The 14,692-nt window shown below is 69.2% G+C and carries 13 protein-coding genes; 4 read left to right on the top strand and 9 right to left on the bottom strand.

The genetic code is table 11. The annotated features are described in order from the left end of the window. On the bottom strand, positions 1 to 2,019 hold the full coding sequence (locus tag B7Y49_RS02060) for an AAA family ATPase (protein WP_374125903.1): 2,019 nt from the start codon (positions 2,017 to 2,019) through the stop codon (positions 1 to 3). Between the two features lie 4 nt (positions 2,020 to 2,023). Then, positions 2,024 to 2,194 carry a hypothetical protein gene (locus tag B7Y49_RS02055; RefSeq protein WP_374125902.1) on the bottom strand — a complete coding sequence of 57 codons (171 nt, stop codon included), beginning with the start codon at positions 2,192 to 2,194 and terminating at the stop codon, positions 2,024 to 2,026. 391 nt (positions 2,195 to 2,585) lie between these two features. Here B7Y49_RS02055 and B7Y49_RS02050 point away from each other — a divergent pair, with 391 nt between their 5' ends. After that, complete coding sequence (locus B7Y49_RS02050) at positions 2,586 to 2,870, top strand: DUF1810 family protein (protein WP_374125901.1); 285 nt, start codon at positions 2,586 to 2,588, stop codon at positions 2,868 to 2,870. On the opposite strand, the gene B7Y49_RS02045 is transcribed toward B7Y49_RS02050, so the two are convergent. From B7Y49_RS02045 to B7Y49_RS02015, 7 genes are all read right to left on the bottom strand, one after another. Beyond that, a complete protein-coding gene (locus tag B7Y49_RS02045; protein WP_374125964.1) occupies positions 2,784 to 2,978 on the bottom strand; it encodes a hypothetical protein in 195 nt (64 codons plus the stop codon). The genes B7Y49_RS02050 and B7Y49_RS02045 overlap by 87 nt on opposite strands. After that, positions 2,975 to 3,817 carry a phosphoadenosine phosphosulfate reductase family protein gene (locus B7Y49_RS02040; RefSeq protein WP_374125900.1) on the bottom strand — a complete coding sequence of 281 codons (843 nt, stop codon included), beginning with the start codon at positions 3,815 to 3,817 and terminating at the stop codon, positions 2,975 to 2,977. The genes B7Y49_RS02045 and B7Y49_RS02040 overlap by 4 nt, the downstream gene beginning before the upstream one ends. Continuing rightward, entirely contained in the window at positions 3,814 to 7,107 is a 3,294-nt protein-coding gene (locus tag B7Y49_RS02035) for a hypothetical protein (RefSeq protein ID WP_374125899.1), read from the bottom strand. The genes B7Y49_RS02040 and B7Y49_RS02035 overlap by 4 nt, the downstream gene beginning before the upstream one ends. Beyond that, entirely contained in the window at positions 7,104 to 8,021 is a 918-nt protein-coding gene (locus B7Y49_RS02030; RefSeq protein WP_374125898.1) for a DUF4007 family protein, read from the bottom strand. The genes B7Y49_RS02035 and B7Y49_RS02030 overlap by 4 nt, the downstream gene beginning before the upstream one ends. Positions 8,022 to 8,066: 45 nt before the next feature. Then, entirely contained in the window at positions 8,067 to 9,251 is a 1,185-nt protein-coding gene (locus B7Y49_RS02025; protein ID WP_374125897.1) for a cysteine desulfurase family protein, read from the bottom strand. Between the two features lie 155 nt (positions 9,252 to 9,406). Further along, a complete protein-coding gene (locus tag B7Y49_RS02020) occupies positions 9,407 to 11,107 on the bottom strand; it encodes a recombinase family protein (RefSeq protein ID WP_374125896.1) in 1,701 nt (566 codons plus the stop codon). A gap of 641 nt (positions 11,108 to 11,748) precedes the next feature. Continuing rightward, positions 11,749 to 12,018 (bottom strand): metal-sensing transcriptional repressor, encoded by a 270-nt coding sequence (locus tag B7Y49_RS02015; RefSeq protein WP_374125895.1) that lies wholly within the window; start codon positions 12,016 to 12,018, stop codon positions 11,749 to 11,751. Between the two features lie 90 nt (positions 12,019 to 12,108). Between B7Y49_RS02015 and B7Y49_RS02010 the strand changes: the two genes are divergently transcribed. The 3 genes from B7Y49_RS02010 to B7Y49_RS02000 all read left to right on the top strand — a co-directional run. Next, a complete protein-coding gene (locus B7Y49_RS02010; RefSeq protein ID WP_374125894.1) occupies positions 12,109 to 13,434 on the top strand; it encodes an MFS transporter in 1,326 nt (441 codons plus the stop codon). Positions 13,435 to 13,529: 95 nt separating this feature from the next. After that, positions 13,530 to 13,823 (top strand): hypothetical protein, encoded by a 294-nt coding sequence (locus tag B7Y49_RS02005; RefSeq protein WP_374125893.1) that lies wholly within the window; start codon positions 13,530 to 13,532, stop codon positions 13,821 to 13,823. 54 nt (positions 13,824 to 13,877) lie between these two features. Next, the coding region (locus B7Y49_RS02000) for a TolC family protein (protein ID WP_374125892.1) at positions 13,878 to 14,692 on the top strand (815 nt) is incomplete at its 3' end.

The raw sequence follows: 14,692 nt of genomic DNA, 5'->3' as shown, positions 1-14,692 counted from the left end.
TCAGGATACCTCCACGATCAACGTGCCGTCGGCAGGCTGGTCGAAGAGTGCGGTCTCGTAGTCGCGGCCCCGGAACTGCCGCGTCTCCCCCGCGCCGGTGTGTCCCGCGCCCTTGTTGGTCCTCACTAGGACGTACTCCTTCTCGACCCGGTCCATCAGCGCGTCGACCGCGCCGCCTGTCGCTTGCGAGCCCGAGACCATTAGCACCACCTGGCGCGCCATACGCGGGACGTGCTCGCCCGTGGTGCGGCGGTAGCTGTCGTCGAGCTGCCCGAACGGCGAGTCGAGCACGAGCGGCGCGACGGTGCCGCGAAGCAGGCGGTGGTCGCCCGCCTTTTCGCGCAGCCGCGCGAACTCGACGAGGGCGGCCGTGAACGCGAGGCCGAGGAGCTGGTTCTCGCCGCTCGACTTGGGCAGCTGCGTGCCCTCCTCGTTCACCAGCGAGACGGCGTATTCGTCCGTCATTCTGAGCCGGAAGTGCTTGCGCGTCGTAGAGCCGAGCACCTTGCCGATCTGCATCCGCAGCATGTTGCGGGCCTCGTCCTCCTCCTCGCGCAGCTCCTGCTCGAGCCGTGTTCTGAGCGCCTCGCACAGCTCGTGCCGCAGCACGAAGATCCGCGCCTCGTCGTCGGTCTCGACCAGCTTCCGGAGATCGCGCTCCTTCTGAACCTTCGAGGCCTCGGACGTGGAGATGCCGTTCCCCATCGCGCCGATCTTCTGGTTCATGCCAGTGAGCTGGGTCTTGAGCTCGTTGCGCCGACGCTCGCGCTCGGCGATCTCGCCGAAGTCGATGCCGGTCAGACGCGCCGAGATCTCGCCCAGCTCGACCTCGGCGGTGCTCACCTCGGCGCGCGCCTCGGCGAGACGCTTGTTGGCGGCGTCCAGCTTGCCGGGCGCCTCGAGCCTCTTCGACTTGAGCTGGCTGAGGACCGACCGCACGCCGCTGAGCCTGCTCCGGAGCACGTGGTTCGCAGCCTTCGTCATGAGGCCCGCGACCTTTTCGCGCTCGGCGCTGCCGTCGCAGAGCTCGGTTCCGCAGATGCACATCTTCATCTCGAGGAGGTCCTGCACGAACTCCTCGTTGATCGGCGACGGTAGCCGGCCCTTGGTGTCTTGCAGCGCGAGCTCGTCGATCACCGTCTCGGTGATCCTGGTCGAGACGATGAAGCGGCCGTTGTCGCCGAGCCACCGCACGACCTCGTCCTGGGCATCGTTCGCCCGCTTCAGCGCCTTGCCGCGTTCGCGCTCGACGCGCTCGCGGCTCTCCTGGAGCGCCTTTGCGGCGGAGGAGTCGCGGAGCTTCCCGTCGATGTCGGCGATCTGCTGTTCGACCGTCGCGGTCTGGTCCTTGAGTTGCGCGTGTGCTGCCTTCGCGGCAACGATCTGCGTTCCCAGGTCGTCGATCGCCCTCGACAGCGCCTCGGTGGTAGCGGTCGCCTTCGCCTTCGGCATCTGCCGCCGGTAGTGCGCGGACGCCTCCTCGAGGTCCTCGATCGCCGTGTCGATGAGGTTGCATCCGAGGATGTCTTGGACGGCGCGGCGGATGCCGGCCCGGTTCTCCTCGCCGAGGAAGACCTCGGCGTGCTCGCCGTCGAACAGGAAGTGGCCGGCCATCGTCTTCGGGATGACGGTGTTGATGAAAGTGTCGGGAGCGTCGATCGAGCCGCTGTGGCCTTCGTCGATGCGCATTACGGAGAAGATGCGGTCGCCGTGCACGCCGCGCCCGCCGTAGCGTCGCGCGCGGTAGCGGTTCCCGTCGTGCTCGAACACGACCTCGACGAAGCACACGTCGCGGCCCGCGGCGGCGGCGTCATGGTTGACTAGGTCGAACTTGCGCTCGAACTTCGCGGTGGTCGTGCCGTAGAAGCACCACAGCATCGCGTTCAGCAGCGTGGTCTTGCCGACGCCGTTCTCCGCGTGGATGAGCGTGACGTTGCGCTCCTCGTCCGTCGAGAACACCAGGTTGTGCTCGCCGTTGAAGCAGCGGAAGTCCTTGAGCGTGATCTCCTCGAGAAGCACGGCCTCAGCGCCCCGAGAGGGGCGTGGCCCGCTCGATGATGTCGCGCAGCCGGCGCCGCCGCTCGGTCTCCTTGCTGCGGTTCTCGAAGTAGTATTCCCGCTGCAGCTCGACGATCTCCGCGATCACGCGGTTCTGCTTCTGCTCGTCGGGCAGTCCATCCCCCAGTTCCGCCATCTTGCCCCCGCCCGCCGGTCCCGCCGGCCTCTCCGCCGAGCATAGCCGCGGCTATGCGGGAAGTGCAACTTCGCCAGCTTCTTTGATCCATTGTGAATGCATATGCGGCTGCCGGAGGCGATCGATCCGATGGCGCGTTGCAGGCGGCGCGGTCCGCGTCGCGCGACGTACCAAGGGCTGAGGAGAAGCGTCGTCGGGGCGGTCGGGATCGGAGGTGGACGCCGCTGGGGCGCGCTGCAAGTCGTGAACGCATCGCCCGCGCGGCTTTTGGCAGCCTATCCTGTCCGGATGTCCGAACGGTTCGACCTCCACCGATTCGTGGAAGCACGGTCGGGCGCATACGGGACGGCGCTGGCCGAGATCAGGCGCGGGCGAAGCGGACGCACTGAATGTGGTTCGTCTTCCCGCAACTCGCCGGTTGTGTGGTAGCGGGGTGGCGCGGCGCTACGCCATCGGATCGCTCGACGAGGCGCACTCCTGTCTAGGGCACCCGGTCGTCGGCGCGCGCCTCCGCAAATGCGTCGGCGCCCTCCAGCACCTTGCCAGCTCCGATCCTGGCGCCGTGTTCGGGCCGGTGGATGCGATGAAGCTACGGTCGTCGCCGACCCGGTTCCTCGAGGCGGCTGGGCTTGTCCATGGCGGACTTGCGCCAGTCTGCGAAGGCCGATGTCAGTGAGACGGGCATCGCCGCGACCCGGACCAAGGCGCGGTGCGGCGCGGCCGGCGCAGGAGCAGGAGCGCGATCCGCCGCGCCTGCGGTAACCGGGTCACCGTCTGCGGTCATTTGTGGCAAGTGACGCAGCTCCCGCTCGCCTCATCGATGCCGTAGACGTCGTCGACGTCGACCGGCGCGTCCGGGTCGGCGAGCGGGTTCGCGGGGCGCCTGTGGATCAGCCGCTCGCGGCGCCGCTCGTAGTCGGCCTTGATTTGCTCGACTCGCTCTGGCTCGACCAGCTCCAGCAGGCTCTCCCCGTGGCTCCAGGTGAATGGCGAGCCATCGCGCAGCGCGGTCTTCTCGTAGCCGACCGCCTCGGCGAACGCGTCCGGGTGCCGTTCCGACAGCCGCACCCACTCGATCTTCTGCTGGAAGAAGCAGAAGGTGCAGCCCGACCGTGACCGCCAGTCGTAGTAGGACGGCTCGCCGACGTCGGCCTGCTCGAGCAGCTCGACCACGCCGCGCTTGTCGATGCCGGCGTCCCTCAGCGGCAGGTGCACCCGCATGTTCGGGTGCGTCGACTGGTAGCCCTCGCGCGTCGGCTCGTCCGCCCGGATCGCCACATAGGAGTGGACCGTCACGCCGTCGTCGAGGTCCGCCCGGAGCCACTGCTCCAGCGGCTTCAGCTTCAGCTGGCGCGTGCACCAGCGCGTCCGCGGCGACGGCAGGAAGTTGCCATATTCCTCGAGCCAGAAGTCGAAACCGCGGTCGGGGTTGAGGCGCTGGATCGGCCGGCCGAGGAAGCCCTCGAGCCGGTCGAGGAAGGCGTAGACCTCGGGCAGCTCCTTGCCCGTGTCGGTGAAGAAGTATTCGAGCTCAAGGTCGGGCCGCGCGTTGCGCATATGTACGGCGAGCGCCGCGCTGTCGCGGCCGCCGGACACCCCCAGGATGTGCCGCTCGCGCGTCATGCCGCCTCCATCTCGCCGGCCACGCTGGCGACCGCCCGCGCGAGCGCCGCGAGCCGCATGTGGGCGGTCGGGCCGGTCACCGCCAGGCGCGCCAGCAGGTCCTCGGCGAGCGCGGTCGCCTCGGTCTTCTCGTTCTCGGTGAGCTCGAACGTGCTGAGCAGGGGCGGCATGAGGGGATCGACCCCTACGACGAGCGCCAGCGCCTCCGTGCTCGAGCGCCGGTCGCGCACCGTCGCCAGCGCCTCGGCCTCGCGGAACCGGCGTCCGAGCCGGGCGAGCTCGAGCAGCGCCTGCTCGCGGTCGCGGTCCGACCAGGAGTGCGCCGGCTTGTGGACGAGTAGGCTCGCGAGCCCCTCGACGTCGCCGCCGCCGCCATCGAACGCCGCGGCCCGGGTGCAGAAGGCCTCGAACGCGAAGTCGTTGGTCAGGTTGCGGATGGTCTCCGCGCGGGCGGCGACGCCGTGGAAGTCGCCGGAGTCGGTGCCGAGCGCGCGCGCCAGCGCGGTGCGTACGGCATCGAGCAGGCGCGGGTATGCGCCCTCGCAGGCCTCCAAGGCTGCCAGCACTCGCGGGCCGCCGCTGGCGGTCCCGTCCATCGCCGCCGGCAGCGCGTCGAAGAGCAGCGCCTCGGGATCGTTCGAGCGCATGACCGCGTCGCGGATGGCCGTGGCGCCTGCCTCGAGCGAGGACGTGCGTTTGGCGTATTGCGGGAGCTTGGCGACGCGCCGGAACAGCGCTTGCGCCACGGGCAGCGCCGGCGTGGTGCCCGGAAGGCCCAGCTGGTCGGCGAGGCCCGCGAGGAAGGCGGTCTGCTGCACCGAGCGGTCGAGCCGCCTGATCCTCAGCGCTCCCGGTTTCTGCAGCAGGCGGTCCACCACCAGGTCGTCGATCTCGGACTGGAAGACGTCGTCGACGTAGAGGGCGACGTCCGACCGGTTCGCGAGCAGGTAGGCGAGCGCCATCGCCGGCATGATGCCCGCCTTCATGCCGAACGGCGGCTTGCGCCACGTCTCGAAAGCGTCCGCCAGCGTGCCATCGCGCTCCTGGAGCACATTCCAGGCGGCCCTGAGCGACGCGCCGTCGCCGACCGACGGGGGAGCGCGGAACGCGAACGTACCGTCGGCCAGCCCGGTGTGGAGGCCGAGGGGCTTGAGGAGCGTGAGGTAAAGGCCGCGCTCGGCCGGGAACCCGTCGATCCCTAGGTCGGGCAAGTCGCCGTGGGCGACCATCGCGCGGCAAAGTTCGCGCAGCGCGGCCATGGCGCTCGACGATGGCCGGTCGCGCTGCAACAGCTCGCTGCGGATGACGGGCGCGTCGGGGTATCCCGCCGCGGCGAGCGCGGAGGCTACGACCGCGGTCCGGTCACGCATCGACGTCCCCGGACTGGTCGACAGCCGCCACTTCGCGTCGCCGAGCGCCTCGTCGAGCAGCTGGTGGAGCTCCTCGGTCGCCGCCGACATCCGGGCCGAGATCTCGCGCCGCGCGATGCGGTCGCCCTCGAGCTGCGGGTGGTCGCGGACCACGCGCTCGATGGCGAGCATTTCCTCGGCGCCGGACCGGAGGTGGAACGATCGGCGCGTGGTGCCGACCGCGGCGATGGCGCCGCGCGCGTCGAGCGCGGCGGCGATGCGGCGCGCGCGCCCGTCGAGCTGCGACTCGCTGAGCCCGCCATCGCCGAGCAGCAGCAGCAGCGTGCCCCCGCCCCGGGCCGGGCAGCTGGCGACACGCTCCACGATCGCGTCGTCCGCCGCGTCGGCGCCCGCCACCGCGATGGCGACGTGGAAGCTGCGCAGCGTGCCCGTCTCGAAGTAGTGCCTCTTGGCGGAGACCGTGCCCAGCCCGACGCGATCCGGAAGGGCGGCGAGCTCCTCGGCGGAGAGCGGCGCGGTCGCGCGCCCGATCGCCTCGTCGAGGTCGAAGTCGCTGCCGGCGAACAGCGCGTAGCCGCCGAGGCGTGGCTGGCGGATGAGCACCGCCCAGTCGAGCAGGTCGGCAACCGCAGCTGCGAGGTCGCGCGCGCTGGCGGCAGGGAGCGAGAGCGCCAGGAAGTCGTCGGCGAGCGCGACGCCGGACCCGTTCCGGAAGAACTCGATGACGGCGGCCGCCTTGGTTAGCGCGACGTGTATCGCGCCGCCCCGGGCGCCGGCCCGCTCGACCGCCTCGAACGCGAGGCTGAACCGCGCCCCATCTGGCCCGCTCGCCAGCGCCATCCCGAAGTTCGCGGCGAGGTAGTCCCACAGCAGTGCCGGGTCGTAGGTCGCGTCGTCGGCCGCGCCCGACAGGAACTCCTGGAAACCCGCGGGCTCGGCCGACGCGAGGAAGCCGAACACGCTGCGCTCGTTCTGGGCGAAACGCTGCCGCGACACCGGGCCGAGCAGCAGCGCGGTGACGGGGTTGAGCGGCCACGTCTCTGCCAGCAGTGCCGCCAGCGCCGCCGCGTCCGCAGGGCGCCGCTTCGCGACGGCCTCGGCGGCGGTCGCGGCGCGCTCGACCGCCGAAGCCGGGGGTTCGGACGCGATCGCGCGCCCCAGCAGCGCGACCGTCTCGTCGGCGCCCGCGAGGAACGCGATGTCGTGGAACCGGCCTTGCACCTTGGCCCACTCGCGGCGGGCCTCGCGGTCGGCTCGCTCCGCATACTGCTCGAACGACTGGTGCAGGATGCCGACGACGACGAGCCTGCCGTCGCTTCGCGAGGCGCGCTCCGCGATGTCCTGCAGGAGATGAGCGTCCCCGCCGGTCGCCGCCTCGTGCTCGAGCAGCTTGCCGAGCTCGTCGAGGACCACAAGGACGCCGCCACGGTCGCTTGCGCCCTCGGCCGCGATTGCGTCGATCAGCGCCTTGTCGCTACCGGCCGCGGTGGCGGCGGCCTTCGCGGACCAGCCGAAGGAGGCGGTCGCGGCCTCGGCGATCGCATCGCGCAGCCCCGTGCGGTGTCCGGTGACCGCCACGATGCCCCATCTTTCGGGTTCCGCCGGAAAGGCGTCGGCGAACAGTGCGTCCAGCGGCTCGCCGACGATTTCGCGCGCGACGCCGCGCTGCTCGTCGGCGCCGCCGACGAGGCTCGCGACGAGAAGCGCGGCGCTGGACTTGCCGCCGCCGTAGGGACCGGTCCAGGTAAAAGCGCCTTGCCGGCTTTCGGCCTGCGCGGTCGCGAGTGTCGATAGCGCCTTGGCGACGCTGGCCTGCAGGACGTAGCCCGCGAGGGGCGGCGTGCCCCCCAGGTCGGTGTCGATCCGGGCGGACCGCGCGAACCGGCGGTCGATCGCGACGCGGTCGGCGAGCGTCGTCATGCCGCGGCCGTCTCGGAGGCGTGGCCGTAGGCCTTCGGTACCAGCGCGAGAGCGTCGATTTCGGAGATCCGCTGCACCTGCCGGAGCCCGGCCGTGTCGGTCCAGCCCCAGGCGCCGGCGGTGAGCCGCGGCAGGGCCATGAGCCTCGTCACGACGCTGTCCTCGTCGAGCTTGAACACGCGGCCCGGCGACCCCGGCGCGTAGCTCACCTGCTCCGCCGTCAGTGACGCGCCGCCGTGGCGCCGCCAGAACGCGTCGAGCGCGTAGGCGAAGACGGCGTCAGGCAGGCCCGGCTTGGGTCCGCGAACGAACTCGTACCAGCCCCCCAGCCGGGCCTCGCGGACGAGCCCGAGTTCGGCGAGCAGCGGCTCCGCCGCGTCCTCACCGTGCTGCCCGCGGCGCCGCACGTAGCTGCGCAGGAAGGTCTCCACGTCGCGCTTGAGCGTCCCCCGCGTCGCGCGCCAGCCGCGCGTCGCTGCGATCGATTCGAGCTCCGTCACCAGCCCATCGGGATCGAACTCGATCGCGGTCAGTCCGTTGAAGGCGAAGTAGGCGGTCGTCGTGAGCTCAGGCGTGGACGCCACGTTCCAGTGCGCGAGCCAGGTCGTCGCCGGCGCCTCGAGGTAGGGGTCGAGGCCGCCATCGGCGAGGATCATGCGCCCGAGGTGTGTCGGTCGCAGCGCGCGGTCGCTCTCCGCGACAAAGCCCGTGGCGACCGCCCAGTGCCGGATCGAGGCGGCCATGTTGCGGCCCACACCGAACGTCGCTATCGCCTCCTGTTCCGCGAATGTTCCGGCGGGCGCGCCGGCTGCAACGGCGTCGTGGGCCTTCTTCAGCCACAGCAGGCGCAATGGGAACGTCTCATGCCCAGCGAACTGCGGCCGGACGCCATCCTCGAAGAGTCCCTGCCTCATCGCGGCAGCCTAGCAGCGCGCTGGACGATCCGTCCAGTCCGGAATTCATACGAACCGGATCGCCCGCACCAAGGCCGCGCCTGCGCGTTCGGCGTCGGCCATCGTCGTCGACGACGCCGTCATGAGCCGGATCGTGGAACGCCCCCGATCCGGCGAGACGCCCATCGCGCGCAGGACGTGCGACAGTGTTATCTGCCCGGACGAGCAGGCGGACGAAGTCGAGAGATAGACGTCGTTCTGCACTCTTTGGCACAGTTCGTCCGCGTCGATGCCATCGACGACTACCGCGCAGCCACCGCTGACTGTCGGAGCGTCGCCCGTTAGGCGCTCCCATCTAACCTGATGTTCCGACAATATTTCCAGGATCGTGTCGAGCGTAGCCTCGCGCGAGGCGGCGTCGCGTGGACCGCGGTCCAGCGCGGCGGCGGCCGCGGCGCCGAACCCGGCGATGAGGGCGGTCGGCTCGGTCCCGGCGCGTAGCCCCGACTGCTGTCCACCGCCGAGCAGGAGCGGCCGCGGCCGGGGCGCCCCCGCCGCGACGTATAGGGCGCCGACGCCGGGCGGCCCGTGCATCTTGTGCCCCGTCAGGCTCGCGTAGTCGACGTCCCACCCCGCGAGGTCGACGGGCATCTTGCCGAGGGCCTGCGCCGCGTCAGTGTGCACGAGGGCGCCGCGCGCGTGGGCGATCCGTGCCACGTCCGCCACCGGCTGCACGACGCCGGTCTCGTTGTTGACGGCCATGACGGACACTAGCCAGCAGTCGTCGCCGATCGCCTCCGGCAGCCGGTCCAGGTCAATGAGCCCGCGCCCGTCGACCGCCGCGTGGACGACCTCGAACCCAGCTGCCGCGAGGGCCGCCGCCGGCTCGAGGACCGCGCGGTGCTCGACCGCCGACACAACGACGCGCCGGCGACCGGCGGGCGCGTACACGGACAACCCGGTGATAGCGAGGTTGTTCGCCTCGGTCGCGCCCGACGTCATCACGAGTTCGGACGGCGAGCACCCTGCGAGCACGGCGATGTTGGCCTTGGCGGCCTCGACGATCCTCGCGGCGCGCTCGCCGAGGGCATGAGCCGAGGAGGGGTTGGCGGGAAGATCGAGCGCGTCGAGCATCGCGGTGCGCGCCTCCGGCGCGATCGCCGTGGTAGCGAATCCGTCGAGGTAGACGCCCGCGTGCGCGTGTGCGGACGGCGCGTGTCGCGCCCCGCCTGCTGTCGGTGTCCTAGACATCGCCGCAGGGTAGTGGCGCGCCGCGCCGATGGGAAGGCGTGGCGGGTCGACACCGGCGTTCCCTAGCGGCTCGGACGAGGACCGCCCGGTGGCGTCGCCCGTCGCGCCGCTTTGCCAGCCGTCGTCGCTCCTGCCAGGCTTCTCGCGATGCGTCCTCACCGGGGCTTGGGTCGGCGGGCCGGCGCGGGTGGGAGCCGTGCGGCGTCGCCGGGGTCAGCCGGCCGCCTCGCTTCCTCCCTGGCAGTGAGCTCGGCGATGTATTCGGCCGGCCACTTCGCGCAGGTGATGCCCCGCTGCGTGCCTCCCCAGTCCTCGTGGGCGAGGTCCATGACGACGCCGGACCTCGTGGTGAGCTCGGCGCCGAGGGGCCCCTTGAACTCGATGCGCTCGACGAGCTCGTGGGCGGCCTCCATGATCAGCGACCGGGTCTCGAATCTCACCGCCTCGTCTGCGTCGTCGAGGGTGGCGCGCAGTGCGTAGATGCGGCGGCGGTGCTCCTCGACGGACACCGCGCCGCGCGCCTCCCTGACCCGCTTGCGGAGGTCGGCGACGACCGCGTCGTGCTCGTCGACCGCCTCGGTTAGCGCCTTCCACATCTCCTTGACCTCAGGCCGACTGGTCTCGACGAACAGTCTGAGCGCCGTCTCGGCCCGCTCGCGGTCGGCCGTGCGCTTCCGGACCCGGTCGGCGAGCTCGATCTCAAGCGGCCGGAGCGCGTCGGGCGAGGCGAAGTGCCGGTCCTCCATCGCGTCGAACAGGATCGCGTCGAGGATGCCGCCCTCCCAGAGGGGGTAGTTGTAGTGGTGGCCGCTCTGGCAGCCGAGCCCGCGCTGGTAGCTGTCGCAGATCAGGTAGTCCTCGTTGACGACGGAGCCGTCGGCCCGGACCTTCGCGCCCTTTCCCCTGAAGGTCATGCGGGCGCCGCAGGATCCGCAGACCGCGAGGCCGGAAAACAGGTTCACGAGCCGCCTGCCGCGCCCCGCGACGCGCCGCTGCCGTCCCGCCATGCTGCGCATCGCGTTCGCGTGGACGTCGGCGTCGACGATCCGCGGGTAGTAGTCGGGGATCGCGTCGCCGACCTTGCGCCGGGCCTCGCCGCGCGGCTTCGTGCCCGGCTGGAACTCGCCCAGCACCGCGGGGCTGGTGAGGATCTTCTGGATGTAGGAGGAGTGCCAGCCATCGGCGCGACCGAAGGGGGCGATCCCGTCGCGGTTTAGGTTCCTCGCGATGTGGTGCTTACCGAGGCCGGCGACGGTCTCCTCGAATATGCGCCGCACGATGGCGCCCCGCTCAGGGATAACCACGAACCTGGACGGCGTCCCCTCGACTGCCAGCCAGGCGGGTGCCCGGCGCGTCAGGACAACACTCTCGCCCCGCGCCAGACGGCCGCGCTTCGCCGCCCATGCTGCGGACAGCCGGGAGGCTTTCTTCTCAGACTCCTCATTGGCCAACTGCGCCTTGACGATGACCTCGATGATCGCCGCCATGTCGAAGTTGGATCGCTCGTAGCGCCGGTCCCCGTCGACGGTCGCCACGACAACGCCCAGCTCGGTGACGTGGCACATCCACAGGAAAACCTTCTTGGCGTGCTCGCGCGACAGGCGGTCGAGCTTCTCCGTCAGGAGAACGATGCCGTCGGGGTAGGCGCCGGCTTCCACTTCGGCGACGAACCGGCCCAGCTGCCCGACGGCGGAGTGCCGCCCCTTGAAGGCGGAGACGCCATCGTCGACCACCTCGGCGACGACGTTCCAGCGCTTCAGCGCGGCGTGGCGCCGGCAGTCGTCCCGCTGGCGCTCTAGGCTGCTGCCCTTGCCCTGCTCGGCGCTCGACCAGCGGATGTAAATGACGACGTCCACGCGCGACCTTATCAAGTGTAGCTTGATACTACCTTAGCTCATCAGCGCCCTGGCACGTACCCATTACGTTGCGAAACGTTCATTTCCGCCAGTCGCAACCGTCCAAGCGGAGCGCAGCCGACGCGCACGCTTCCGAGACGCCTGCTCGCTATCGGTCCGGCGCCGCCAAAGGCGGCCGGTCCGTTTTCCACCCTGCGTGCCAGTGCCCCGCCCCGTATGCGCCGCTCGCTCTTCCGCGCTAGCCGGGTAAGCGCAGGAATGTACCACGCTTGTTCTTCTCGAGGGCGGTTCGCGCATCAGCAGGTCCGATATAGCTACACCCTATTTTGAATTGTTCAGACGCATGGCCTGACCTCGCCCCCTGCCCTGACCTTACTCTCTGCGCAGAAAGACCCACTTATCGCCATTCGACGCGCCGATCGGTGATCCTGAAACTTGCCATTCATTCATGAACGCGGCCACAATTCGTTCAAGGTCCGCACCTGGGACAAAATCGCCATTCCGTACGCGATCGTTGAACGACAGTTTGCGCCGAAACTAGGGGTCCGGCAGTTTCTCGCATCACATCGTCGGCCGGGCGAGCCCAGCCGTCGGTCGGAGCCAGTTTTGAGCATAAAGGCGTTGAATGCGGACCCTTATCGCTACCAATATTTCGAGATCGCGCGGAATTGCTCGATCGCCTGCTGCGGGCCTTCGCCATCCTCGGCGTGGACGAGGCAATGGTCGATATGATCGTTAATCAGCGCGCGCTTCGCGCTGGCGATCGCGTTCTCGACCGCCTGAAGCTGCTGGGCGATGTCCACGCACGGTCGCTGCTCCTCGATCATCGTTACGATGCTTCGTAGGTGGCCGGTCGCCCGGTTAAGGCGCTTGACGATCGCGGGGTGGCTGGTGTGCGCTGTATGGGCCATTTTGAGTTCCTGACACGTCATGACGGGCGTGTCCATCATATCCCCCATGGGGGATAGACAGGCGACCAGAATCAGGGGATAGGGGCGCCCATGCTCGCAGTCCTCGCCAATCGCACTTATCGCCACCTATTCCTTGCGCAGATCATTGCGCTCATCGGGACGGGGCTGGCGACGGTCGCGCTTGGCCTGCTGGCCTATGACATCGCGGGCGGCGACGCGGGCGCTGTGCTGGGCACCGCGCTCGCGATCAAGATGATCGCCTATGTCGGTGTCGCGCCGATCGCTGGAGCCTTCGTCAACAAGGTGCCCCGGCGCGCACTGCTCGTCGCGATGGACGTGATCCGTGCCGCCGTTGCGCTTTGCCTGCCGTTCGTTACGCAGGTCTGGGAGGTCTATGTCCTGATCTTCGTGCTGCAGTCGGCGTCGGCGGCTTTTACGCCGACATTTCAGGCGACCATCCCTGACGTGCTGCCCGAAGAGCGCGACTATACGCGGGCGCTGTCGCTGTCGCGGCTCGCCTATGACATGGAAAGCCTGACCAGCCCGATCCTCGCGGCGGCGTTGCTCACGGTCATCAGCTTCCACTGGCTGTTCGCCGGGACCGCGATCGGCTTCGTCGCTTCGGCACTATTGGTAGTGTCGACCACCTTGCCGCGCGCCAAACCGGTCGAGGACGCGGGCGGCATCTACGACAAGACAACGCGAGGGACGCGCATCTATCTGAAGACACCACGCCTGCGCGGCCTGCTCGCACTCACGCTTGCGGCGGCAGCGGCGAGCGCGATGGTGATTGTCAACACGGTGGTGATCGTGCGCGGGCTCGGCCTAAGCCAACGCGACGTCGCGCTGACGATGGCGGCGTTCGGCGCGGGCTCGATCACGGCGGCGCTAACATTGCCGCGCATCCTAGATCGGGTCGCGGACCGCACCGTGATGCTGATCGCTGCTGCTCTTCTGACGCTAACACTTGCCACGATGGCGCTGCTCACTGTGACCATGGGAAGAGCCGACAGCTATTGGTACATGCTGATCGCCGGGTGGATCGTTATGGGCCTCGCTTATTCGGCAAGCGTTACGCCCGCGGGGCGGCTATTGCGCCGATCGGCCAATGCCGACGATCGCCCTGCTCTGTTCGCGGCGCAGTTCGCGCTCAGTCACGTCTGCTGGCTCATCGCTTACCCCTTGGTCGGGCAGCTCGGCGCGCGGGTCGGCATGGCGGCAGCGTTTGGCGCAATGGCGGCCATCGCTGCTGTGGGCACGCTGGCTGCGGTCCGGCTGTGGCCTGCGAACGATCCCGACGTCGTCGCGCACGATCATGGTGACCTGTCGGCTGACGACCCCCACCTGAAAGAGCATGAACGCGGCGATCATGCCTTTGTGATCGACAAGCGGCACCCGGATTGGCCCAAGGCATGAGCGCGCTTACCTTGCCGCAGCTCAGCACTCCGCATACAATGCTTGGAGTGGCAATCGTCCGACCTCGATCCGCCCCTTGGGGGTTCCTTCTCGCCTTGATCGCGCTGATGACGATGAGTGCCGTATCGACATGGCACAATGCCAGCATTCACGACGACGATGCGATCCACGCCGTTTCGATCGCACACGATCATGGGGAACAGGATTCGAGCGACCCCGACAGTGCCGTCCACCTTGCAGCGCACATGGTCGGGCAGACCTTGGCAGTACCTAATGCGGCGGTCGCGCCGATCTATGAGGCGTCATTCGCGAAGAACTGGTCTGTGCCGCACTCATCTCTGAAAGCGGGTATCGACCCGACCTCGTTACTAAGACCACCAAAGGTCTGATCCTGCCGCGCGCGAGGCGCGCCCGAGTCCAACTCGTGCAAGGATCACATCTCTATGACCGGCTTTATCAGCCGACGGCGCCTTGCGGCGCTGCTCGGCGGACTCGCGAGCATGACGCTGGCGGGTCCGGCGTGGGCAGACCCCGCGCCACCTTTCGCTCTGTTGCTCAAGCAAGCCGAGCAGTCGCCTCGCATCCAAGAACTGAGCGCCGACGTCGATCGTGCGACGGGCCTGTCGGACCAGGCGCACGCACGCCCCAATCCGTCGGTGAGCGTCTATGCTGAGAACTTTGCGGGGTCGTCGCCCTATGCAGGGTTCGACCGGACCGAGACGACGCTGCAATATAGCCAGCCGTTCGAGCTGGGCGGCAAACGATCTGCGCGCATTGCCGCTGGCGAAGCCGGGGTGACGGCGGCGCGGGCGCGAGGACTGCAAGGTCGCGTCGCTTTTGCCTATGATCTTGCGCGGGCCTATGCCGCCGTCGAACTCGCCGATCGGCGCATCACGATTGCCGAGGACGAAGTCGAAGAGGGCCAAGCCGACCTTAAACTTGCTAGGGCTCTGGTCGAGGCAGGCAAGGAAGCCCGCCTCCGCGCGCTGCAAGCGGAAACCGAACTCAATGCCGCGCGCGCCGTGCTGGAAAGCACGCGGGCGGCGCGCACGGCGGCACTCGCCCGATTATCCGCGCTGGCCGGGGTGGAGACCCCCTTCACCAGTGTTTCGGACTCGTTGCTAGATCCGCCGCCGTCACGCGTCGCTTACGGCCCGGCCGATCCGCTCCGAACCACCGGCTATCTCGCCGCGCTGGCCGATCGGGAGGCTGCTGCAAAACGTGCAGCGTCGGAGCGCAAGCGTGCCATGCCGGACAT

It is taken from the genome of Sphingomonas sp. 28-62-11, from assembly GCF_002278865.1.
GTDB lineage: Bacteria > Pseudomonadota > Alphaproteobacteria > Sphingomonadales > Sphingomonadaceae > Sphingomonas.
Note: the sequence above shows the minus strand (reverse complement) of the source record. Positions and strands in the feature narration are given on the sequence as shown.